Annotated in this window: 21 protein-coding genes; 6 read left to right on the forward strand and 15 right to left on the reverse strand. The window is 52.9% G+C overall.

The window, feature by feature from the left end; all coding sequences use genetic code 11:
* Positions 1 to 14 precede the first annotated feature (14 nt).
* Both Q0L26_RS02995 and Q0L26_RS03000 read left to right on the forward strand, forming a co-directional pair.
* On the forward strand, positions 15 to 431 hold the full coding sequence (locus Q0L26_RS02995; RefSeq protein ID WP_296647165.1) for a VOC family protein: 417 nt from the start codon (positions 15 to 17) through the stop codon (positions 429 to 431).
* Positions 431 to 1,225: an exodeoxyribonuclease III gene (locus Q0L26_RS03000; protein WP_296647167.1), complete on the forward strand. Its 795-nt coding sequence runs from the start codon at positions 431 to 433 to the stop codon at positions 1,223 to 1,225. Before Q0L26_RS02995 ends, Q0L26_RS03000 begins: the two co-directional genes overlap by 1 nt.
* Here Q0L26_RS03000 and Q0L26_RS03005 read toward each other — a convergent pair.
* The 7 genes from Q0L26_RS03005 to dnaK all read right to left on the reverse strand — a co-directional run bounded on the left by Q0L26_RS03005 (position 1,222) and on the right by dnaK (position 9,975).
* Positions 1,222 to 1,968: a DNA alkylation repair protein gene (locus Q0L26_RS03005; RefSeq protein ID WP_296647169.1), complete on the reverse strand. Its 747-nt coding sequence runs from the start codon at positions 1,966 to 1,968 to the stop codon at positions 1,222 to 1,224. The genes Q0L26_RS03000 and Q0L26_RS03005 overlap by 4 nt on opposite strands.
* A gap of 20 nt (positions 1,969 to 1,988) precedes the next feature.
* A complete protein-coding gene (locus tag Q0L26_RS03010; protein WP_296647171.1) occupies positions 1,989 to 3,941 on the reverse strand; it encodes an NAD-binding protein in 1,953 nt (650 codons plus the stop codon).
* Between the two features lie 115 nt (positions 3,942 to 4,056).
* Positions 4,057 to 6,207, reverse strand: coding sequence for an AAA family ATPase (locus Q0L26_RS03015; protein WP_296647174.1), 2,151 nt, complete (start codon positions 6,205 to 6,207; stop codon positions 4,057 to 4,059).
* Positions 6,204 to 6,617, reverse strand: coding sequence for a MerR family transcriptional regulator (locus tag Q0L26_RS03020; RefSeq protein WP_296647175.1), 414 nt, complete (start codon positions 6,615 to 6,617; stop codon positions 6,204 to 6,206). The genes Q0L26_RS03015 and Q0L26_RS03020 overlap by 4 nt, the downstream gene beginning before the upstream one ends.
* A 10-nt stretch (positions 6,618 to 6,627) precedes the next feature.
* Positions 6,628 to 7,557, reverse strand: coding sequence for a DnaJ C-terminal domain-containing protein (locus Q0L26_RS03025; RefSeq protein WP_296647178.1), 930 nt, complete (start codon positions 7,555 to 7,557; stop codon positions 6,628 to 6,630).
* Positions 7,558 to 7,582: 25 nt separating this feature from the next.
* Positions 7,583 to 8,137 carry a nucleotide exchange factor GrpE gene (locus Q0L26_RS03030; protein WP_296647183.1) on the reverse strand — a complete coding sequence of 185 codons (555 nt, stop codon included), beginning with the start codon at positions 8,135 to 8,137 and terminating at the stop codon, positions 7,583 to 7,585.
* The gene (dnaK, locus tag Q0L26_RS03035; RefSeq protein ID WP_296647185.1) at positions 8,137 to 9,975 is read right to left on the reverse strand and encodes a molecular chaperone DnaK; all 1,839 of its coding nucleotides are present in this window, start codon (positions 9,973 to 9,975) and stop codon (positions 8,137 to 8,139) included. The genes Q0L26_RS03030 and dnaK overlap by 1 nt, the downstream gene beginning before the upstream one ends.
* 213 nt (positions 9,976 to 10,188) lie before the next feature.
* Between dnaK and Q0L26_RS03040 the strand changes: the two genes are divergently transcribed.
* From Q0L26_RS03040 to Q0L26_RS03055, 4 genes are read left to right on the forward strand one after another with little or no spacing between them, the layout of a single operon-like run.
* Positions 10,189 to 11,295, forward strand: coding sequence for a hypothetical protein (locus Q0L26_RS03040; protein ID WP_296647186.1), 1,107 nt, complete (start codon positions 10,189 to 10,191; stop codon positions 11,293 to 11,295).
* Between the two features lie 35 nt (positions 11,296 to 11,330).
* Positions 11,331 to 12,644 (forward strand): MFS transporter, encoded by a 1,314-nt coding sequence (locus Q0L26_RS03045; RefSeq protein WP_296647193.1) that lies wholly within the window; start codon positions 11,331 to 11,333, stop codon positions 12,642 to 12,644.
* A 33-nt stretch (positions 12,645 to 12,677) separates the two neighbouring features.
* Positions 12,678 to 13,040 carry a BlaI/MecI/CopY family transcriptional regulator gene (locus Q0L26_RS03050; RefSeq protein ID WP_296647196.1) on the forward strand — a complete coding sequence of 121 codons (363 nt, stop codon included), beginning with the start codon at positions 12,678 to 12,680 and terminating at the stop codon, positions 13,038 to 13,040.
* Positions 13,041 to 13,044: 4 nt separating this feature from the next.
* Positions 13,045 to 13,779: a M48 family metalloprotease gene (locus Q0L26_RS03055; protein WP_296647198.1), complete on the forward strand. Its 735-nt coding sequence runs from the start codon at positions 13,045 to 13,047 to the stop codon at positions 13,777 to 13,779.
* Here Q0L26_RS03055 and dcd read toward each other — a convergent pair.
* The 8 genes from dcd to rpmG form a co-directional block, all read right to left on the reverse strand.
* On the reverse strand, positions 13,776 to 14,372 hold the full coding sequence (dcd, locus tag Q0L26_RS03060) for a dCTP deaminase (RefSeq protein WP_296647201.1): 597 nt from the start codon (positions 14,370 to 14,372) through the stop codon (positions 13,776 to 13,778). The genes Q0L26_RS03055 and dcd overlap by 4 nt on opposite strands.
* A 44-nt stretch (positions 14,373 to 14,416) precedes the next feature.
* Entirely contained in the window at positions 14,417 to 16,471 is a 2,055-nt protein-coding gene (locus tag Q0L26_RS03065; protein WP_296647204.1) for an MMPL family transporter, read from the reverse strand.
* A 151-nt stretch (positions 16,472 to 16,622) separates the two neighbouring features.
* Complete coding sequence (locus Q0L26_RS03070) at positions 16,623 to 17,990, reverse strand: AAA family ATPase (protein WP_296647208.1); 1,368 nt, start codon at positions 17,988 to 17,990, stop codon at positions 16,623 to 16,625.
* A complete protein-coding gene (locus Q0L26_RS03075) occupies positions 17,990 to 20,002 on the reverse strand; it encodes a cytochrome c oxidase assembly protein (RefSeq protein ID WP_296647211.1) in 2,013 nt (670 codons plus the stop codon). Before Q0L26_RS03075 ends, Q0L26_RS03070 begins: the two co-directional genes overlap by 1 nt.
* A 20-nt stretch (positions 20,003 to 20,022) precedes the next feature.
* Positions 20,023 to 20,496 carry an isoprenylcysteine carboxylmethyltransferase family protein gene (locus Q0L26_RS03080; protein ID WP_296647213.1) on the reverse strand — a complete coding sequence of 158 codons (474 nt, stop codon included), beginning with the start codon at positions 20,494 to 20,496 and terminating at the stop codon, positions 20,023 to 20,025.
* A gap of 105 nt (positions 20,497 to 20,601) precedes the next feature.
* A complete protein-coding gene (locus Q0L26_RS03085) occupies positions 20,602 to 20,880 on the reverse strand; it encodes an HU family DNA-binding protein (RefSeq protein ID WP_296647216.1) in 279 nt (92 codons plus the stop codon).
* Between the two features lie 206 nt (positions 20,881 to 21,086).
* Positions 21,087 to 21,392 carry a 30S ribosomal protein S14 gene (gene rpsN, locus Q0L26_RS03090; protein ID WP_296647218.1) on the reverse strand — a complete coding sequence of 102 codons (306 nt, stop codon included), beginning with the start codon at positions 21,390 to 21,392 and terminating at the stop codon, positions 21,087 to 21,089.
* Between the two features lie 2 nt (positions 21,393 to 21,394).
* A partial coding sequence (gene rpmG, locus Q0L26_RS03095) for a 50S ribosomal protein L33 (RefSeq protein ID WP_296647227.1) occupies positions 21,395 to 21,481 on the reverse strand: 87 nt, incomplete at its 5' end.

Consider the following 21,481-nt stretch of genomic DNA (forward strand, 5'->3'; position numbering starts at 1 on the left):
GATAACCTTTATGCATGACCAAGATGATGTTTGTAAACCTGCCGGTTCAATCGCTAAAACGCTCAGTAGATTTTTATACCGAGCTGGGCTTCAAGTTCAACCCGCAGTTCACCAACGAGGTGTCAACCTGCATGATTGTTGGCGAATTCAACTTCATCATGCTGCTAGAGCAGCCATTCTTCGCGAGCTTTATCGACAAGCCAATTGCCCCAACTAACAAGACTGTTTCGGCAATCACCGCTATCACCTATGACTCAGAAGCAGAGGTTCGAGCAGTTTGTGAAAAAGCCTTCGAGCTTGGCGCCCGACGCTATAAAGAACCTGAAGACCACGGATTCATGTTCGGTTGGGGTTTCGAAGACCTCGATGGCCACATCATCGAGCCTTTCTACATGAACCAAGAGCACGTCATTCCGGTCGAAAACAACTAATGCGAATTGCAACTCACAACGTAAATTCAATTCGCACTCGAGTTGATCGAGTTGTCGACTGGTTGGTTCGATCAGACACCGATGTTTTGGCCATGCAAGAAATCAAGTGCAAGCCTGAGCAGTTTCCGGTCAAAAAATTTGAAGATGCCGGCTACACAATCACGATGCATGGCCTAGACCAGTGGAATGGTGTGGCATTCGCAAGCCGCATTCCAGCTGAAGAAGTCGAGATTGGTTTCACTGGCATGCCAGCATTTGGCAAAGAGGGCAAGCCAGCTATCGAAGAAGCCCGTGCACTTGGTGCCACTTTTAATGGCGTTCGCCTTTGGTCGCTCTATGTGCCAAATGGTCGAACCATCGACGACCCGCACTTCAACTACAAGCTCGAATGGCTAGACCGTTTGGCTGCCAACGTTGCCGAGTGGGTTGAATACCAGCCTGAGCAGCCACTTGCGCTGATGGGTGACTTTAACATTGCTCCGCTAGACACCGATGTCTGGGATATCGATGACTTCATCGGAGCCACCCACGTCACCCCAGCCGAACGCCAGGCTTTTGAAGCCTTTGAACAGGTTGGCTTGACCGATGTGGTTCGTCCGTTGGTTCCTGAGGGATACACCTATTGGGATTACCAGCAACTTCGATTCCCGAAGAATGAGGGAATGCGCATCGACTTTATCCTTGGCAATGAGGCTTTTGCTGATGGAGTTACCAACGCGGTTATTGACCGCAACGAGCGCAAGGGCGAAGCACCGAGCGACCACGTGCCCGTGGTTGTCGACTTTAGTGTTTAGCGGTTTTTAGCTTCGAGCCAGAACTTGCGTTCTTCGGCATCGAGTTTTTCAATCGAATACCTAAGCGCGGTTCTTGGCATGGTTGCCGCATGACGCCCTAGAAATTCTCGAAGCACCTCAACATCGCGCTTGCCGGCTTCGCGAAGCATCCAGCCAACCGCCTTGTGCATTAGGTCGTGAGAATCGCCAAGCAGCAGCTCTGAAATGTGAATTGTTGGCCCGAGGTCATAAGCGTCAAAGCCAATCTTGTCGGCACGAATAAATGCAAAGGTCAGCAACATGGCAACTCTGCGCTCCCAGAGCTGTTCACTTCGGGCAAGCCTCGCAAGAAGCTGCATCGAATCTGGGCGACCAATTAAGAACATTCCAAAATAGGGGGCCGATGCATCGACAAGATCCCAGTTATTGACTCGACCCTCGTGAACCAACCGAAGGTAGTGATCAAACATCTCTTGTTGTTCACCCGCCGTCTTGGTCTTCTTAAACCGGTTGACCATAATGAACAAACCGCAACTGCGGTGTTCGTGAATTGGCGAAGCCAAAAGCTCGTCGATTTCGTGAAGCGGCAGGTGCTTGAATTGCACCGAAACTGACCGGGTTTCAGGAACAGTCAGCCCCAGAAACACATCTCCCTCGCCATATTCCCCAGGCCCGGTCTTGAAAAACCGTTCGAACATTCCAACTTTGTCTGGGTGTGAAAAAGCCGCCAATGCGGTTTTCACATCGGCGGCTGTTTCAGTCATAACTAGAGATTACTGCTGGTTTAGAGCTCGCTCACTACAACCAGTGAATCTCCGGCAGCAGGCTTGAAGCGATCGGTCTTAGCTGGGTTCAGCTCTACGCCGGTTGATGCGTGCCCCTTTGAGTTAGCCAGGGTGCGGTAACCAATTGCCGACTCACCATTTGCACGAGCAATGGCAACAAGCTCTGCATATTCAATCTCTTTGCCAAGTGGGGCATACTGCTCAATTGGCTTCACGTTGATTGACGCACCTTCAGCGTCAAACAGGTCGTCAAAGATTGGTGCAAGTTCTGGGTTCTCAGAAACCTGGGCAATCAGTAGGGCAGCCAAGTTGTCGCTAACCACTAGATCGTCAGCAGCAGCAACCTGAGCTAGCTCGGCCTTGCGGCTGTCTAGAATTTCGGCAACCAAACGGGTTGGCTCAACACCATTGCCCTGAGCCGCAAACAACTGGTTCATCTGCAACATGGTCAGCATGGTCTGCGCATCGGCTTCGCTCTCGCTAATCGCGTTGCGGTATCCAAGGATGATTACCTCGTTGTACTTTTTTGCAGAAGCTGCAGCGATAAGTTCATCGATGTCGCCTGAAACTGAAGCATGAGTAACCTTCACGTTTGAACCAAAGTTGAGGTTGGCCAACTGATCGGCAGCAACAAACTTTGACTGGGCAACGATGTGAACGGTTGAGCCCTTAGGCAAAAACTGTGCAACCTCGGCGACCACTGACTGACCCATTGAAGACCAGCCAATAACCAATAGGTGCTCGGCCTTGCGAGCAGGAGCCTTGGCAGCGGTGTACTTCTTTTTCAAGATGTCTTCGCGAACCCCGGTGTAAACAACCTTGTCGTCATCTTCTGCGATGGCAACAATGCGGCTGTTAGCGGTGAGCTTGGTCTTGGCATCTGGGTTGATGTGTCTAACGCCCTTGTCGTCGATGAAGCCGATTACCGAAGCGGTGTTGAATGCCAACAGTGCGTCACCATAGGTTTTGCCGGCAAGGGCAGGAACGTTGTTGAAGTAAATCTCGTCGCCAGCAAAGTCGAGCAAGTCTAGAGTTACGGCAGCCAAACCTGGTTGGCGTGAAGCCTGAGCGGTAACGCGAGCGATTACATCGTGTGAACGAACCGAGATGACTGCGCCATTGGTTGCAGTCTCAAGTGCCTCAGCTGTGTGCGGGTCGTCAACCTCAGCAACAATCTTTAGAGCCGGGTTCGGGTTTACCGACTTCACGGCAAGCACGGTTGAAACTACGTTGGCGTCGCCCTTGTCGTCTGAATCAAGGATTATCACTGACTTGGCACCTGCAATGTTGGCACGCTTTAGGTCAGCCGGGTTGGTTACATCGCCACGGCGGGTAACCACGCGAAGCTTGCCCAAATCACCGGCGCGAGAGGCGATCTCGTCATCCATGACTTCGCGCTCTGCGTCTGAGAAAACCACTACGAGTGGCTTGCGCACGTTCTGGTTTGCAACAGCAAGTTCTTTCAAGATTGGGAACACGCGGTTTGACCAACCCAAGATCAGGGTGTGACCTGACTCGATTACCGGGCTCTTGCCCTTCTTGAGTTTGGCTACTGCGTTACCAACCGAGGTTGCCACGAAACCGATGATGGTAGCGGTAACTGCTGTGGTGATGATCCAGTAGAAAATCGAGATGATGCGGCCACCCCAAGTGGCGTCTTTTGCCTTGTCAAGAATGATTGAGAACGAGGCCCAAACCTTGTCAATAAAACTGCCCTCTGGAGCTGGGTTTACCAGCGGGGTGCCCGCGATGAAGTCAACAAAGATTGCCATCAGAATCGACAGCACGATGAGTGCTACGAAGACATAACCAACAAATGCGCCGCTTCTAGATAGCGAGTTGTCAAAGGCATAACGCACACGAGTGCCAATGCTGGTCTTGGATGCTCTTGGAGCCTCGGCTTCGCCTTGAGCCCCCTGGCCGTAAGTACGGTTCTCGTTGTTATCAGACATAGGGAGAAGTTTAGCGTTTTGCTTTTTTCTCTCAAGAGAGTTGTTGGGTTATTCGTATATGCGAACAAAAACCAATAACTTTCTGCCCGTGAGGGCCGGCTTAGGCCTTGTTGATCTAAGCCGGCTCTACCACGAGAGTGCTTGCATCCGGGGCAATATCAACCCGAACTGTCGAACCGTCATGAATGCTGCCGGCTAATAATAGGTTGGCCAAACGGTCATCGATTTGCTGCTGCATCAGGCGGCGAAGCGGACGGGCACCGTAAATCGGATCAAAGCCCTTATCAGCCAACCAGGTGCGAGCCTCGGGAGTCACTGCCAGTTGCAATCGGCGCTGCGCCAAACGCTGGGTTAGACGGTCAAGGTTTAGCTCAACGATCTGGCCGAGTTCACTTCGGTCAAGCGCAGTGAAGATCACGATGTCATCCAAGCGGTTCAAGAACTCAGGTTTGAAGTGACTGCGAACTGCGCTCATGACGCCGGCAGTTTTTAGTTCTTGCTCGAGGGTTGGGTCGATCAAGAACTGGCTGCCCAGGTTTGAGGTAAGAATCAAAATCACGTTCTTGAAATCGACAACTCGACCCTGGCCATCGGTTAGGCGGCCGTCATCGAGAACCTGCAAGAGAACGTCGAAAACTTCAGGGTGAGCCTTCTCGACCTCATCTAGCAAAACCACCGAGTATGGGCGGCGACGAACAGCTTCGGTTAGCTGACCGCCTTCTTCATAACCGATGTAACCCGGAGGGGCGCCAAGCAAACGTGAGACCGAGTGCTTCTCGCCGTATTCGCTCATGTCGATTCGAACCATGGCTTTTTCGTCATCAAACAAGAATTCGGCCAAGCTCTTGGCTAGCTCGGTTTTACCAACACCGGTTGGGCCAAGGAACAGGAATGAGCCAGTCGGGCGATCAGGATCGCTGATGCCAGCCTTGGTTCGGCGAACAGCATCAGAAACTGACTTGACTGCAGCCTTTTGACCAATCAGGCGCTTGCCCAATTCAGCCTCAAGGTTCAAAAGCTTTTCACTTTCGCCAGCAAGAAGGCGGCCGGTTGGCACGCCAGTCCAGGCGCTGACCACAGCTGCAATGTCATCTTCGCCAACCTGATCGTTGACCATGCGCTCAACACCGGTAGCCTCTGAATTTGCCTCGGCTGATTCAAGTGCAGCCAGCTCTTTTTCAAGTGCCGGAATCTCTCCGTAAAGGAGGCGTGATGCTCGCTCGAGGTTTCCTTCTCGCTGAGCCCGGTCGGCCTCAATTCGAAGACCGTCAAGCTTGGTTTTTAGGTCACCAACCTTGTTCAACTCGGCGCGCTCTTTGGCCCAGCGCTCGTTTAGTTCATCCAAGGTTTTGGTCTTGGCGGCAAGGTCTTCGCGAAGTTTTTCGAGACGCTCTTTAGAAGCCTGATCTTTCTCTTTTTTAAGAGCAAGTTCTTCAAGCTTCAGGCGGTCTACCTGGCGACGAAGTTCATCGATCTCAACCGGTGCCGAGTCAATCTCCATGCGCAAACGCGAAGCAGCCTCGTCGATTAGGTCGATGGCCTTGTCTGGCAATTGACGACTTGGAATGTAGCGGTTCGAAAGCGTTGCGGCAGCAACCAGCGCGCTGTCGGCGATTGCCACTTTGTGGTGGGCTTCGTAACGCTCTTTTAGGCCGCGAAGAATCGCAATGGTGTCAACCACTGACGGCTCGCCAACATAAACCTGCTGAAAACGTCGCTCAAGCGCTGGGTCTTTTTCGATGCGCTCTCGGTATTCATCCAAAGTGGTTGCACCAATCAGGCGAAGCTCGCCTCGGGCCAACATTGGCTTGAGCATGTTCGCTGCATCTTGACCATCGCCGGCACCTGCACCAACCAGGGTGTGAAGTTCGTCGATAAAAGTGATTACCTGGCCCTCGGCGGCATTGATCTCAGCCAAGACTGCTTTTAGTCGCTCTTCGAATTCGCCGCGGTATTTAGCACCGGCGACCATTGCAGCTAGGTCAAGACTGATTAGCTGTTTGCCCTTGAGGCTTTCAGGCACATCTCCCGCGATGATTCGCTGAGCCAGGCCTTCAACCACTGCGGTCTTGCCAACGCCAGGTTCACCAATGAGCACCGGGTTGTTCTTGGTGCGCCGGCTGAGCACCTGAGAAACGCGGCGAATTTCAGCGTCACGACCGATAACTGGGTCGAGCTTGCCCGACTTAGCTATCTCGGTTAGGTTCACACCATATTTTTCAAGGGCCGACTGTTGGTCTTCGCCCTGCATGTTTTGATTGTTCATCGCGCCCTCCACAGCACTACAGAATTTTGTTTGGCCGGCCGGCGGCCTCTAGCGAGGCTTTCGACACCCTGCTCACCCGCTGCAAATACTCGGGCTCCAGGTCGGTTCATAAGTTCATTTGCCAAGGCTTGCTCGAGATCTCGAACTCGCTGGTTCAGCTCAGCATTCTGGTTTTCAAGTTCCAAAATGCGTCGGATGCCCTCAAGACTCACACCTTCATTAGACAGGCGAGCAATCTCGCGAAGTTGGGCGACGTTTCGCATGGTGTAGCGGCGGGTTTGACCACCGGTTCTGGCTGGCACTACGAGCCCAATGCGGTCATAATCACGCAGGGTCTGTGGGTGCATCACGGCTAATTCAGCCGCAACCGAAATTGCAAATAGCGGAGTGTTCTGATCGAACTGTTCCATTTTTCGCCTCCTAGAGGAGTCCGGCCTTCAGCAACAGATCTGCTCTCGGGTCTTCGCTCGGCAGTTGCGCTTCGAAGTCTTCGAGCGCCTTTTTAGCTTTGTCATTCACATGGCTTGGCACAGCAATTTCTACTGTGGCAAGAAGATCGCCCTCGGCCTTTGAGGTCACAACACCGCGGCCTTTAACTCGCAGAACTCGACCATTAGGGGTTCCGGGGGCAACCTTTAGTTTGACCGGTTCGCCACCCAGAGTTGGCACCTGAATTGTTGCTCCAAGTACTGCCTCGGCATAGGTGATTGGCACAGTCACGCGCAGGTTGTTTCCGTCACGGATGAAAACCGGGTGCGGCTTTACGGTCAGGCTAATGATCAGATCGCCCGCCGGGCCACCGTTTGGTGAAGCTTGACCCTTGCCAGCAATCTTGATCTTTTGGCCATCTTGCACACCGGCCGGAATCTTCACCGTGGTTGGCTCGCCGTTGCCAAGGGCCACCTTGATGGTGGTTCCCTTGACCCCGTCGATGAAATCCAAGGTTTGTTTCATGGTTAGGTCAGAGCCACGCTGAGGGCCGAAGCCGCGACCACCGCCGCCACCGAATAGGTTAGCGAAAACATCTTCGAAGCCGCCGCCCGCCGGAAAACCTCCCGGAAAACCACCGCTGAAGCCTCCGCCTTGACCGCCGCCAAAACCGCCGCGGGCACCTGGGCCCATGGCGCGCATTTGGTCATATTCGGCACGCTGATTTTTATCAGAAAGAACCGAGTAGGCCTCGCTGATTTCTTTGAAACGTGCCTCGGCCTTAGCATCACCTGGATTGGTGTCTGGGTGATTCTGGCGAGAGAGCTTACGATAAACCTTCTTCAGTTCAGCCTCAGACACGTCTTTAGATACGCCAAGGACTTTATAGAAATCCTTGTCGAACCAGTCTTGACTTGCCATGTTTGAACCTCGTGTTAGTTATTGATTATTCAGCTGGGATAAAAACTGCCACCATTGCTGGTCGAAGCAGTCGGTCGCCGAGCATGAAGCCCGGCTCGACTACATCGGCAATGACGTTCTCGGTAACCTCTGCGTTTGGAGTCTGCACCAGCGCGTTGTGTAGCTCTGGGTCAAACTTGTCACCCTTGGCTGCGAAAGCCTTGAGTCCAAACTTGTCACCTGCGTTGCGAAGCTTGGCAACCACAGCAGCAAAAGGGCTGCCTTCAAGGTCGCCGTGCGCTTCGGCGCGGGTTAGGTCGTCGAGAGCGGGCAAGACCGCGCGCAGAACTTCGGCGATTGCTGCATTGCGTGCAACATCGCGGTCTCGTTCAACGCGAGTCTTGTAGTTCACAAACTCAGCCTGAAGTCGCTGAAGATCAGCGAGCAGTTCAGCCTCTTTCGAGATTGGGCCGGTTTCGTCAACTAGGTCAGCAAGTTCTTGATCTAAACCAGTTTCGTCAGTTGCAGCAGCATCAGCGTTCGAAGCGTTTTGAGCTGACTCAGCCTCATCGGCTGGGCCGTTTGAATCTTGGTCGCTCATTACTTCTTCTCTTCGTCTTCGTCGACAACCTCGGCGTCAACAACGTCTTCGCCAGTTGCCTCGGCAGCAGCCTCTTCGCCCTCTGCAGGAGTTGCAGCGTAGATTGCCTCGCCTAGCTTCTGCTGAGATTCGTTTAGCTTCTCAACTGCAGACTTCACTGCCTCGATGTCTTCTCCGGCGAGCGCAGCCTTCACTGCATCAACGTCAGCCTGAACCTCGGTCTTGACCTCTTCAGGTAGCTTCTCGTCGTTGTCTTTGATCAGCTTCTCGATTTGGTAGACCATGCCCTCGGCCTGGTTGCGTAGATCGGCTTCTTCACGACGCTTCTTGTCTTCGGCTGCGTGCTCTTCTCCTTCGCGAACCATACGCTCGATGTCTTCTTTAGAAAGTGAAGAACCACCGGTGATGGTGACAGATGCCTCTTTGCCAGTGCCCTTGTCTTTTGCAGACACGTGCACAATGCCGTTGGCGTCGATGTCGAAGGTTACCTCGATCTGTGGCACACCACGTGGTGCTGGTGCAATGCCGGCTAGGTCAAAGTTGCCGAGTGACTTGTTGTCGCGAACGAACTCACGCTCACCCTGGTAAACCTGGATGCTTACCTGTGGCTGGTTGTCGTCTGCGGTGGTGAAGGTCTCTGAACGCTTGGTCGGAATCGCAGTGTTGCGCTCGATTAGCTTGGTCATGATTCCACCCTTGGTTTCGATACCAAGTGAAAGCGGGGTCACGTCGATCAGTAGAACGTCTTTGCGCTCACCCTTTAGAACACCGGCCTGTAGCGACGCACCAACGGCAACAACCTCGTCAGGGTTTACACCCTTGTTTGGCTCCTTGCCACCGGTTAGCTTCTTTACCAATTCAGAAACTGCAGGCATACGGGTTGAACCACCAACAAGCACAACGTGTGCGATATCGGCAACCTTTACGCCGGCCTCTTTAATGACGTCTTCGAATGGCTTCTTGGTGCGAAGCAATAGGTCTTCGGTCATCTGCTCGAACTGTGCGCGGGTTAGGGTTTCATCCAAGTTTGCTGGGCCATTCTCGGTTAGAGATAGGTAAGGCAACTGAATGTTGGCGCTCATCGACTGTGAAAGCTCTTTCTTAGCCTGCTCAGCAGCCTCTTTTAGACGCTGAAGTGCAATCTTGTCTTTCGAAACGTCAACACCGGTGGTCTCTTTGAACTTCTTAACCAGGTGGTCAACAATACGCTGATCCCAGTCGTCGCCACCAAGGCGGTTGTCACCTGAGGTTGAACGAACTTGAATGGTCGAGAAGCCTTCATCCTTGCCAACTTCTAGCAATGAGACGTCGAAAGTACCGCCACCAAGGTCGAATACCAGGATGAGCTCGTCTTCTTTACCCTTGTCTAGGCCGTATGCCAAAGCAGCAGCGGTTGGCTCGTTGATGATGCGAAGCACGTTTAGGCCCGCGATCTCACCGGCATCCTTGGTTGCCTGACGCTCAGCGTCGTTGAAGTAAGCCGGAACAGTAATTACGGCGTCGTTAACTGCTTCACCCAGGTAGGTCTCGGCGTCGCGCTTTAGCTTGGCCAGGGTTCGAGCTGAAATCTCCTGAGGGGTGTACTTCTTACCGTCAACGTCGAAGGTCCAGTCGGTGCCCATGTGGCGCTTGACTGATGCGATGGTGCGGTCAACGTTGGTAACGGCCTGGCGCTTAGCGGTCTCGCCCACTAGAACTTCGCCATCCTTGGTGAATGCAACGATAGACGGAGTGGTGCGGAAACCCTCAGCGTTAGCGATAACGGTTGGTTCGCCACCCTCAAGCACAGAAACTGCGCTGTTGGTGGTACCTAGGTCAATACCTACTGCACGTGCCATTTATTGTTTCTCCTCTTTTGTGTGGGCTTTTGGCCCGGTTTTTCGTTCTGCGGGCTCAAACCTGAGCCGCTTTGACTCAAGTTTCACACGAGGTCAAAATCTTGTCAAGCATTCACAGCAAAATCTAAGTCTTCTCGACTCAAGTTTGCCTCTGAGCGATATTCTCGCCTCATTCACAGCCAATAATGCGATGCTGGAATCATGAAACCTTGGGTGGCTAGAGCGTCAAGCATCATGCTCGCCGGCTTGGTTGCGATCGCGACCATCGGTGCCGCTAGCCCTGCCCAGGCTCTCGAACTGGGTTCTGGTTATGACGTTTCTTATCCGCAGTGCGGTGCAACCTTGCCAACCGACGGCGCTTTTGAAATCGTAGGCATCAATGGCGGCCTGGTTTTTTCAGAAAACACCTGCCTAGATGAGCAACTGACTTGGGCCGGCGGAACCTCGGCTCAGCTCTACATAAACACCGGCAATCTCGGCCCAACGTCCAGTTTTTGGCCAACTGGCCAAAACAGCCCTCGAGTTTGCTCAGCCGAAACCCCAGATAGCACCGGCTGCGCTTTCAACTATGGCTACAACGCGGCCAAAGATTCATACCAGCGAGTTCAAGCTGCCTACACGCGCCTGGGCCTTACCAAGTCGCCGGCACAAACCACCTGGTGGCTAGACGTTGAAACCTCAAACAGCTGGCGCGGCTCGCTCTGGGTCGAAAGCACTCCAGCGCTCACGGGTACGGATTCAACCTCGCGCAACACCGCCTCGGTTTCAGGCGCGGTTCACTACTTGCAGTCGGTTGCCAAAATCACCAAGCTGGGCATTTATTCAACCCCTTATCAGTGGGGTCAAATCACCGGATCATCCAAGGCGTTTTCTGACCTAGTAAGTTGGCACGCGCTAGGGCAAACCGATTCGGCGAGCGCACTGGCAGCTTGCACCGGGTTCTCGGGTTTCACCGGAGCGCCAATTGTGATGACTCAATACATCGACGCTGATTTAAGCCTCGATGTGAATATCAGATGCAACCCTGCGGTCAAGGTAATCACCGACCTGCGCTACACCGGCCGAACCACCATGCGTGCTGGCAGCTATGGTTACCTGATTGCAAATCTGAAGACTGAGTCGGGTGCCACCATGGCTAATCGTCAGGTTACTTTCAAATTTGCTGGGCGAAGCTATGTGGCCACCACCAATGAGCTTGGTACTGCCTCGGTGAAAGTAAAAATGCCCACAACCAAACAGAAATATTCGTTGAGCGTCAGCTTTTTCTCTAATTACTATCTGAACTCAGATGTAGCCAAGAGCACCCTCACTATTTACTAGCCACAAGCCCCAATTTTTGGGCTAGCGTTGCAGTTATGACTTTCGACGATGCAAGATCACGCAAGCGCGCTACTTGGGCATGGGCACTCTGGGACTGGGCCGAACAGCCTTTTCCGACCATCATGCAGACCTTCATTTTTCCGGTGTACCTTGCCGGTGCGGTTGCCGCAGTTGGCACTGACTCAGATTCGCTTCTTGGCATCACAACCGGAATCGCCGGTGTGATCGTTGCGCTTATGGCGCCGGTATTTGGTCGTCGTTCTGACGAGAGTGGCAAGCGCAAATTCTGGTTGATGGTCAACACCTACATCTTGGTGGCCATCATGATTGCGGCGTTCTTTGTTCAGCCGAAACCTGAATTCTTGTTATTCGGTCTTGTGCTCTATGGCTTGGGTTCGATTGTTCAAGAGTCGGCCTTCATCAACTATTACGCGATGCTTCGTCAGGTCTCTACCCCAAGCAGCATCGGCAAGGTCTCTGGTTATGCCTGGGGCTTGGGCTATGCCGGCGGAATCATCCTGCTGTGCATCTCGCTTTTCGGATTCATCTTGCCCGGCACAGTCTTTGGCCTAGCTCTAGGCGAGTCACTGCCAGTTCGAATCACATTCTTGTTCTCGGCCGTTTGGTTTGCCCTGTTCTCAATTCCATTGTTCAGACGCGTGCCTGAAATCGAGCCAAAAGAGAACCGCAAAAACGAAAGCCTCTGGGATAGCTACATCAAACTTTGGGGCCAGCTTCAGTCGCTTCGCCGTCAGGCACCAGACACTTTCAAGTTCTTGATCTCGTCAGCCATTTACCGCGACGGCTTAGCTGGCGTGTTTACCTTTGGCGCCGTGCTCGGCACCTTGGCCTTCGGCTTCTCGCAAACCGAGGTAATACTGTTCGGTATCGCTGCAAATATTGTCGCCGGCATCGGTGCAGCAGTTGGTGGTCGCCTGGATGACAAGCTCGGTTCACGCGCAGTAATCATTGGCTCACTGATTGGCCTAATCATTGCGGGTTCAGCAGTGTTTGCCTTTGCCGGTTTTGGTGTCATCACCTATTGGATCGGCGGCCTAGCGCTTTGCCTATTCGTCGGCCCAGCACAGGCCGCGAGCCGCACCTTCGTCTCGCGCTTCACCCCGGTTGGTCGTGAGGGCGAGGTCTTCGGTCTCTACCAAACCACCGGTCGCGCGGTTTCTTTCTTGTCTGGTTTTATGTGGGCCGGCTCGATCACGATTGCATCGATGCTATTCAACCTTGAAAGCGCAACCATCTTTGGAATCATCGGCATCATTGTGATTCTTGTGGTTGGTCTCGTGCTTCTGCTTCGGGTGAACCCAAACCCAAGCGTTGCCTATTCAAAATAACCAGTTCTGTTCGACAATCTGTAGAATTGCAACATGTCTAAGTCAGGTCGTCAGCAGGGTGAGCTCGAAGCTCTAATTCTTGACGCGCTCTGGAACTCATCGGGTGAGCCGCTGACATCCCAGCAAATTCTTGAATTGGTTAGCCCTGATGGCTCACTCGCTCTCACCACAATTTTGACCGTGCTCTCACGCTTGGTTGATAAAGAGTTGGTGACTCGCAAACCAGGAGCCGGCCGTTCACTTCTTTTTAGTGCCGCTCAAACTCGAGAGGCGCACACTGCTGGGCTGATGCTGCGGTTGGTTTCTGGCGCCGAGAACCCTGCACTGGCATTTTCACATTTTGCCGACGGCCTCACCCCCGCACAGCTCGAAGCCCTCCGCAATTCGCTAACCTAGACCGGTGAGCGCTCCGATCCTGCTGATTCCCATTGCCATCGAATGGGCACTGCTAATCACCACTCTTGCTCCGGTTGCTTTTACCCACCGGTTTGGTAGCCGGCCCCGACTAGGTCTTGTTGTTTGGTTCGGTTCGCTTTTGTCTGCCGGCATCGCCACCCTCATCGCCCTGGCGGTTGCCATTTGGTCTTACTTCGACACAGTTGCCGCACTTGAATCAAATGAGTTTGGTGGCACCAAATGGTTGGCGACTCTCGCGGTTAGTTTTGGCCCCTGGGTAGTTCTTCTCCTGAGTGCAGTCTCATTGGTTCTGGTGCAAACCCGACTCGAGCCTTTGGTGGTTGCAGCCCGAGAGGTTCAGCCGGCGATCTCTCAGGCCAAGAAGCCTCTCATGAATTTCATGGGCATTGAAGTTTTCAGCATTGACTTGCCATTTGCATACGCTGTTGCCGGTCGTAACCAAATTCTGCTGTCGACTCAGTTGCAAAACCATTTGACCTCGGATGAATTCGAAGCTGTGCTTTGGCACGAGCTCGGGCACATCCGTGGAAGGCATTTTTCTCTCAAACGATTGGCTAGATTGGTTCGACTGATGTCGCCGGGTTTGGCTGCATCAACCGCTTTGGTTTCAGAAGTTGAACGCCTTTGCGAGATTGCAGCTGATCGCTTTGCTCTCGAGCACAAAGAAGCCCCCGCACTGTTGGGCGCGAGGGCTGCTTTTAAAGATTCGAGTTTTTAGTTCTCGAGTGGCTCGTTGCCAACATCGGTGATGTGAAAGTTCAGGTGGCTGCGTGAGGCGGTTGGCCCGCGCTGACCCTGGTAACGAGATAGGTACTTAGCTGAACCATAAGGGGTCTCGCTAGGTGATGAAAGCTGGAAGAAGCAAAGCTGACCAACCTTCATTCCAGGCCACAACTTGATTGGCAAGCTTGAAACGTTTGCCAACTCTAGGGTTACGTGACCCTTGAAACCTGGGTCAACGAAGCCTGCGGTTGAGTGGGTCAAAAGACCTAGGCGGCCAAGTGAGCTCTTGCCCTCGAGGCGAGCCGCGATGTTGTCTGGCAGGGTTACAAACTCATAGGTCGAACCGAGCACAAACTCGCCTGGGTGAAGAACAAATGCTTCGTCAGAGGCAACCTCAACAAAGCGAGTCATGTCGCTCTGCTCTTCGCGAGGGTCGATGTAAGCGTGTTTGTGGTTGTCGAATAGACGAAAGAATCGGTCTAGTCGAACATCAATGCTCGACGGCTGCAGCAAGTCGATGTTAAGCGGGTCAAGGCCAATTCGGCCGGCTTCAATTTCTGCGCGGATATCGCGGTCTGACATAAGCATGTTGCCAGTTTATCGGTTGCCCGACCATAAAAGCCGTCAGTTGATTAGTGCTCTAGCCCGACCTTTTTGTAGATGCGTTTCATCCACTTTGGCGCCCACCAGTTGGCATCACCAAATAGGCGCATTAGTGCCGGCACCAGCAAAGCTCGCACCACGGTTGCATCCAAGAGAATTGCGAAGGCAATGCCCAGACCAAGCATCTTCATGATGGTCACACCGCTGGTCACGAAAGCCACAAAACTGAATGCCAAAACCAAGGCAGCCGCAGTGATAATTCGGCCAGAGCGCTGCAGGCCAACAGCTACCGATTCATGGGTGCCTAGACCGGCGTCGTGCTGCTCTTTGATGCGGCTGAGCAAGAACAGTTCGTAGTCCATCGAGAGGCCAAAAGCCACGACCACAATCATCACCGATGAGCTGGTGTCGATGGTTCCGGTGACAAAGAAATCGCCGACCAGCCACTTGAGGTTTCCTTCGGCAAAGACCCAAGTTACGAATCCAAAGGTTGCACCAAGCGAAAGCACGTTGAGCAGAACGGCTTTGATTGGCAACAGAATCGAACCCGTGAATAGGAACAAAAGAATTAGGGTCCAGATCACGATCCAGCCAGCTGCAAGGGGCAACTGACGCTCAATGCCCTGCTGTGAATCGGTATAAATTGCCGCTGAACCTCCGACCAAAACCTCGCCACCATCGATTTTGATGGTGCGAATAGCATCGGTCAAAGTTATGCCAGCTGGCGAGCGTGACTCAATCTCGTGAATGGCCACAATTTGAGTCCAGCCATCTGCCTTGGTTGGCATGACCTGCACACGAGTGATGTTGTCTAGCACGGCAATGCTGCTCGCATAGTCGGCGATCTCTTGGTCGTCAGCATCTCTAACCAAAATTTCTACCGGGCTGCCCTCTCGAGCGGTGAAATTATCACGGATGAAATTGCTCGCAACCACAACGCGATCATCTTGCTTGAGCACTCGGTCGTCAACCTGACCAAACTCAACACCGACTGCCAGCGAGGTTAGCGAACCCAAACCAATCAAAGTTACAAGCAGCACTGAGACCGGCCGCTTCATCACAAAGCGAGCAATCGAACCCCAGAGTTTAGAGTCTTTTGGCGTTAGGTTTTTGCGAATTTTTACCGAGTTGACTTTGTCGCCAATCAAATTGAGCAAGGCCGGCAGGGCAATCAAGGCACCTGCCACGGCGATCAAAACTACAACAACACCGCCCAGCGCAAATGATTGCAAGAAATACTGCGGAAAGAACCCGAGTGAACCCAAAACAATTGCAACGGTGAGGCCCGAGAACAGCACGGTTCGCCCGGCAGTTTCGAGTGTGCGAATTGAAGAGTCGGCAACCGAGTTGCCGCCGGCTCTCTCTTCTCTAAATCGATTCACCATTAGTAGCGCATAGTCAATGCCAAGGCCAAGCCCTAGGCCAGAGACCAGGTTCACCGAGAAGATCGAGGTGTCGGTGAACTGGGCCGATAGCCAGATGAAGAAGAACGTGCCCACAATTGAAAGCCCAGCGATCAACATTGGCAAGCCAGCTGCCACCAACGAACCGAAGACAAAAACTAGCAACAGAAGCACCAGTGGAACCGCAACCATCTCTGCAGTCTTTAGGTCACTCTCAATGGCGTGGTTAATCGAAGAAGTGACAGCGGCAAACCCGGCTACATAAAGCTGAGCGCCTTCATAGTCACCGGTAAACCTATTGGCAATATTTCGCGCCACCGCTGACTGGGTTACATCTTCACTGACATCAACAAAGAAATAGACGGCCGTGCCATCGTCGCTTGCCAAAGTTGGGGTCAAGCCCATTGAGAAATAGCCAGTAACCGAATCAACTCCGGCGATGCCCTCGAGTTCTTGGGTTAGGTTTTTGCCAGTGTTTATGTTGGCTAAATCATTGGCTGCTGAATCAAAATCAGCAATAAGCACAACCTCAGCCGTTGATTTGTCGAAAGAGTCGGTCAGAATTTCGGCCACTCTGGCTGAATCTGAACCAGGGTCGTCATAACCCCCGCCTTTGAGTAAGCCAAATGCTTGAAAACCCCAGATGCCCGAAATCGCAACCAGCGCAATAAAGCCGAACAAGGCAGACCTGCTATACCTAACTAAGAATTGACCCAGTCGGTTCATCTGCCACCCCATTTCTTTATTGCTGTCATTTCGAAAACAACATCCCCCGATGTCTGCGTGTTCCCATATTGGCAGGGTTTAACTGCCAGTAGTTGTGTTGCTTTTGCTAAAAGAGCTTTTCGATTGGCGCCTGCTTCACGCCGTTCATGAATCTGAGAACATCTTGGTCAACCATGATGTCGCTCTTCAAGATTGCTCGAGTCAGATAAAGGCCATCTAGCGACCTTACTCGGCTGAGAGCTACGTAGGTTTGACCCGGGCTGAAAGCGCCGCGACCCATGTCGATCACAACTTCGTCATAGGTCTGCCCCTGTGACTTATGCACGGTAACCGCCCAGGCCAGGCGCAGCGGAATCTGCTGGAACTCGGCTAGTGGCACGGCAATCAGTACCTCTTTGACTTTTCCGGTTTCTTCGTCGAATTGTTCGTCAATTTCATAGCGAACTTTCTCCCAGGTTGAACGGCCAACCTCTAGGCGCTCGTTATCAACCTCAACAATTACTCCGCCAGAACTAGGCAATTCAACGACTCGGCCAATAGTGCCGTTTACCCATCGCTTCACCGGGCCAGTCGGCCCTTTCTTGGTGCTCGAATCGTCGTTCTTGATGAACATCACCTGTGCGCCAACTTTAAGTTCAACCACTGGTTCAGCCGGAAGGGTTCGACCAAAAGCCTTTTCGTCAGCCGCGCTAAACACTGCATCGAAGCGCTTTGGCGGTGTCTCGATTCGCGCCATCCGAGAGGCATTCACACTATTCACCGACGCGTTGATGGTTGCCAGCCTGATTACATCGTCGTGCGGAGGAAAACGGTTTCCGCACTTATTGATGTAGTCGAGCATTTCTTGAGTGCATGAACCATCGCGAATGGCGTTGAGAATCTCTTTGAAATACTCGTCGTGCTGTCTAAAAATTTCAGTGAGCTCATAGCGCTCAAGGCTGTCTTCTCGCCAAACGTGAGCGTCGAAGAACCAACCGCTTTGATAGTTTTCGGCCATGTAGGCACGATCTTGCGGGTCGCTCGGCGGCACCGGTGCCAGCTGATACGGGTCACCGAACATCACAACCTGGGCTCCACCAAATGGCAGTTTGCGACGACCTCGGGCAATGCCCATAGCGCGACTCATTGTGTCCATCAGGTCGGCATTCACCATGGATACTTCGTCAATCACCAACATGTCGATGGCCGCCAAAACCTCGCGCGTGCGACGGTTCATGTGTCTGGCGATATCCTCGGTGCCGAGAATGCCGAACGGAAAACCGAAGAGCGAGTGGATGGTCACGCCACCAACGTTCAAAGCTGCAACACCGGTTGGGGCGCAAATCGCAGTTTTCTTTTTGGTGTTTTCAATCAGGTAGGTCAGCAAAGTCGACTTACCGGTTCCGGCACGGCCGGTCACAAAAATATTGTTCTCAGACTCTTCGATGTATTCGAATAGTGCCTGTTGCTCGCTCGAGAGAGTTACTTGTTCCATTAGTTCTGCTTCTCTCGATCTGTGTTGCCCTGAGCGTTCGCACGTGATTCTCTAGCCGCCAGTTTGGCCAGCATCTCGTTATAAGCTTCAACGTCTTGGTTGCCCGAACGGTCACTTGCTCGGTCAGTTCGGCGTTGCTCACGGGTGTCTGCCTTGAACCACTGCATCGAAACAATGATGGTCAGCGCCGCTGTCGGTAGCTCGCCGATTCCCCAGGCAATCGCACCACCGGTGTGCTGGTCGTCAATCGGCGCTTCACCCCAGGTGCGGCCCATTGCGCCATACCAGTCGGCAAGCAGCAAGCCGTTGCCATCCATCAGGCTCAGGCCAAAGAACGCGTGAAAGGCCATGGTGCCAATAAGCAACAACAGTCGAATCGGGTATGAAAGGCGATTCGGCCCTGGGTCGATTCCGATCAGCGCCTGTGCAAATAGATAACCGGTGATCAAGAAGTGAACCACCATCCACTCGTGACCGATGTGCTCGTGAGTTGCCCAAGCAAATAGCGGAGTGAAGTAGAAGGTGACCAGTGAGCTGGCAAAAAGAACAGCGGCAATCAATGGGTGCGAGATGAATTGCGCATATTTAGTTTGAACTGCCCAAAGCACCCACTCGCGAACTCCGCGTGATTCATCTTTGCGTTTCTCGGTCGCTCGAAGAAGCAGCGTGACCGGTGCACCTGGCACCAACAGCACAGGAATACCCATGGCCAAAATCATGTGGCCAATCATGTGCATGCTGAATAGATATTCTTGGTAGGCATTCAGGGCACCACTGGTCACATAAATCAGGGTGAGCAGACCGGTGATCCATGAGATGGTTCTGGCAATCGGCCAGCTGTCACCGCGCTTGCGCAGGCGGCGAACCCCAGCCAAGTAGAACCAAATGGCACCCACGCAAATCACCAACCAGAGCAGGTCTGGCTTCCACTGCGTGAAGAGAGTTTCAAAAGTTAGCTCAGGCGGCAAAGGTTCGCCGGTCAAAATCTGGGCCGGTGTCACCACAATTTCTTGATCGGTAACCGGGGGAGCCGTTCTAGCCAAAGCGGTGGCCATGCCAATCGCTGTTCCCATAATTGCGAATTCAACAGCTACCAGTTTGTAAAGCGCTTTGGCCGTGGTGGCAATATTGTTCAGCAACCGACGGCGATAAATTGCGCCAAGCACACCGAGCAGTGCGAGTGCCGCAACCTTAATGCCAAGCAACAGCCCGTAGGCCGAGAAAATATCTTCGATTTTTGTAATTCGAATTGCAGCCGAACCAACACCCGAAACTACCACCAGCAAAAACGCGACCAGTGCCAGGGTCGAGTAGCGCTTGGCGTGAGCAGCCGCCTGCTCGATATTTTCACCACGGATAACAAAAAGAGCAATCAGCCCACCAACCCAGATGACAACTGCCACCAAGTGAAGCCCAATCGAATTGACCGCCATCGAGTGATTTGCTGTGCCGGCGGCGTGACCGATTAGCGCTAGTGGAATTAATGCCCCTAGGCCAATCGCAGCCATTATTGCCGTTGCGGTTAAACCACGGATAGCCGGAATCAGCATGCTCAGCCCAAGAGCAATCGCCAAGTTGATTGAAAGTGAGATGCCTAGCTCAATCTGGGTGGCAAAAAGCCAAACACTCTGGCCGAATGATTCAGAGTTTGAAAATGCGCTGCCAGTAACCGAAAGATATGTGAACAGTAGGTTGAAAACTGCTGAGACTGCCCAAAGTGCTGACCCGAAGGTGGCTAGGCTGAGTGCTTTTTCAAGTAGCGGGTTGTCGGCAGAAATTGCGAATGCAGCAAAAACCAGGGTGCCAATCGCTGTGGCCATCGAGAAGTTCATCACGAACTTTGCGGTTGGCAGCCCCCAGCGCACAATCTCACCTGGGTCAGCTAGAGCTTGAACGGCTGCGCCGCCACCTAGAACCAGACCAATAATCAGTGCCAGAATTCCGGCGCCCAGAATTAGACCAGTCGCAGCAGAAATGCGCTTGGTCATAGCTTGGGTTGGGGCTGATTTCACTTATTTAGACTAATCGCGGCCTAGGCTCGCGGCGCCTTTCGCAATCTAGGAATGAAGCGGCCGGTCTTTGCTTTGTATGAATCATATTCAGGGTGCTTTGCCGACAACAGCATTTCTTCGTAAGCAGCCTTTACCGAAAGCACCGATACCAGCGCGAACCAAATCAACAGGTGAGGAATCAGCCCTCCCCAGATTGCAGCGCCTAGGGTTGCAAGCAATAGCCCTGAATAAATAGGGTGGCGCATTTTTGCATAAAGCCCGGTGGTTACCAGTGGGGCGTTGGCCTTAGGAACCGGGTTCACCGAAATTGATTTGCCAAGTGAAATCAAAGCGATGACTAGCAACACCAAGCCCGCAACCATAATTGCGGCGCCCAAGGCAAATAGGGTCTCCGGAAAAACCCCAGCTTCACGGGTTGATGGCATGGTGATCAAAAATCCAAGCAGCACAAACTGCATTAGAACGAATAAATAGCCTTTTACTTTGTCACCCATGCTTTAAGGCTATCGGCAAGATGCGGCATCCATGCCCCTGATTTTGCATCTGGGTAAAAGAAAACGCCCCGACCGAAGTCGAGGCGTTTTCGATGTAACTAAGACTTACTTAACTGCAGCCTTTAGCTTTGAGCCTGCTGAAACCTTAACGGTGTTAGCTGCTGCGATCTGGATGGTTGCACCAGTCTGAGGGTTGCGACCGGTGCGTGCTGCACGGTGGCCCTTCTCTACTGATAGCCAGCCTGGGATGGTAACCTTGCCGCCGCCTGCAACGGTCTTTGCAATGGTCTCGAACAGTGCGTCAACAACGCGGTTAACTGCTGCCTGTGACTCACCGGTGGTTGCAGCTACTGCTGCTACTAGTTCGCTCTTGTTTAGAGACATTGGGTCCTCCTGGACATTTTTACGTTTGACGTTCTGTCGTCATTTACGCTACACGGATTCCAAAACTTGTGATTCTTCTGTTTCGGCGTGTCTTAATCGATTTTTCTAACGATTTTTCCCGTGTTTATTGGGATATCGGCTTATCCGGGTCAAAAAGAAACCCGCTGCTCTCGAAAGAGCAACGGGTTCTCTGTGAAAACTTGTGATTACCAGCTTGACTTGGTAACGCCTGGCAACTCGCCACGGTGTGCCATGTCGCGGAAGCGAACACGTGAAACACCGAACTTTGCGAGAACACCACGTGGGCGACCGTCGATAGCATCGCGGTTACGTAGACGTACCGGTGATGCGTTGCGAGGAAGCTTCTGAAGACCTAGACGGGCCTCTTCACGCTGTGCGTCGGTTGAGTTTGGGTCAACCAAAGCCTTCTTTAGTGCGAGACGCTTTTCTGCGTAACGCTCAACGATTACTTTGCGCTGATCGTTCTTAGCGATCTTGCTCTTCTTAGCCATTCTTAGCGCTCCTCGCGGAATTCAACGTGCTGACGTACAACTGGGTCATACTTCTTCAGAACGATACGGTCTGGGTCGTTGCGACGGTT

Origin of the sequence: Rhodoluna sp., from assembly GCF_024641065.1 — a bacterium.
In the GTDB taxonomy this organism is placed as follows: domain Bacteria; phylum Actinomycetota; class Actinomycetes; order Actinomycetales; family Microbacteriaceae; genus Rhodoluna.

What these genes read in the sequence shown, in the direction of transcription:
- Q0L26_RS02995 (WP_296647165.1), top strand. Translation starts at nt 15, where the DNA reads ATGACCAAGATGATGTTTGTAAACCTGCCGGTTCAATCGCTAAAACGC.
- Q0L26_RS03000 (WP_296647167.1), top strand. Translation starts at nt 431, where the DNA reads ATGCGAATTGCAACTCACAACGTAAATTCAATTCGCACTCGAGTTGAT.
- Q0L26_RS03005 (WP_296647169.1), bottom strand. Translation starts at nt 1,968, where the DNA reads ATGACTGAAACAGCCGCCGATGTGAAAACCGCATTGGCGGCTTTTTCA.
- Q0L26_RS03010 (WP_296647171.1), bottom strand. Translation starts at nt 3,941, where the DNA reads ATGTCTGATAACAACGAGAACCGTACTTACGGCCAGGGGGCTCAAGGC.
- Q0L26_RS03015 (WP_296647174.1), bottom strand. Translation starts at nt 6,207, where the DNA reads ATGAACAATCAAAACATGCAGGGCGAAGACCAACAGTCGGCCCTTGAA.
- Q0L26_RS03020 (WP_296647175.1), bottom strand. Translation starts at nt 6,617, where the DNA reads ATGGAACAGTTCGATCAGAACACTCCGCTATTTGCAATTTCGGTTGCG.
- Q0L26_RS03025 (WP_296647178.1), bottom strand. Translation starts at nt 7,557, where the DNA reads ATGGCAAGTCAAGACTGGTTCGACAAGGATTTCTATAAAGTCCTTGGC.
- Q0L26_RS03030 (WP_296647183.1), bottom strand. Translation starts at nt 8,137, where the DNA reads ATGAGCGACCAAGATTCAAACGGCCCAGCCGATGAGGCTGAGTCAGCT.
- dnaK (WP_296647185.1), bottom strand. Translation starts at nt 9,975, where the DNA reads ATGGCACGTGCAGTAGGTATTGACCTAGGTACCACCAACAGCGCAGTT.
- Q0L26_RS03045 (WP_296647193.1), top strand. Translation starts at nt 11,331, where the DNA reads ATGACTTTCGACGATGCAAGATCACGCAAGCGCGCTACTTGGGCATGG.
- Q0L26_RS03050 (WP_296647196.1), top strand. Translation starts at nt 12,678, where the DNA reads ATGTCTAAGTCAGGTCGTCAGCAGGGTGAGCTCGAAGCTCTAATTCTT.
- dcd (WP_296647201.1), bottom strand. Translation starts at nt 14,372, where the DNA reads ATGCTTATGTCAGACCGCGATATCCGCGCAGAAATTGAAGCCGGCCGA.
- Q0L26_RS03070 (WP_296647208.1), bottom strand. Translation starts at nt 17,990, where the DNA reads ATGGAACAAGTAACTCTCTCGAGCGAGCAACAGGCACTATTCGAATAC.
- Q0L26_RS03080 (WP_296647213.1), bottom strand. Translation starts at nt 20,496, where the DNA reads ATGGGTGACAAAGTAAAAGGCTATTTATTCGTTCTAATGCAGTTTGTG.
- Q0L26_RS03085 (WP_296647216.1), bottom strand. Translation starts at nt 20,880, where the DNA reads ATGTCTCTAAACAAGAGCGAACTAGTAGCAGCAGTAGCTGCAACCACC.
- rpsN (WP_296647218.1), bottom strand. Translation starts at nt 21,392, where the DNA reads ATGGCTAAGAAGAGCAAGATCGCTAAGAACGATCAGCGCAAAGTAATC.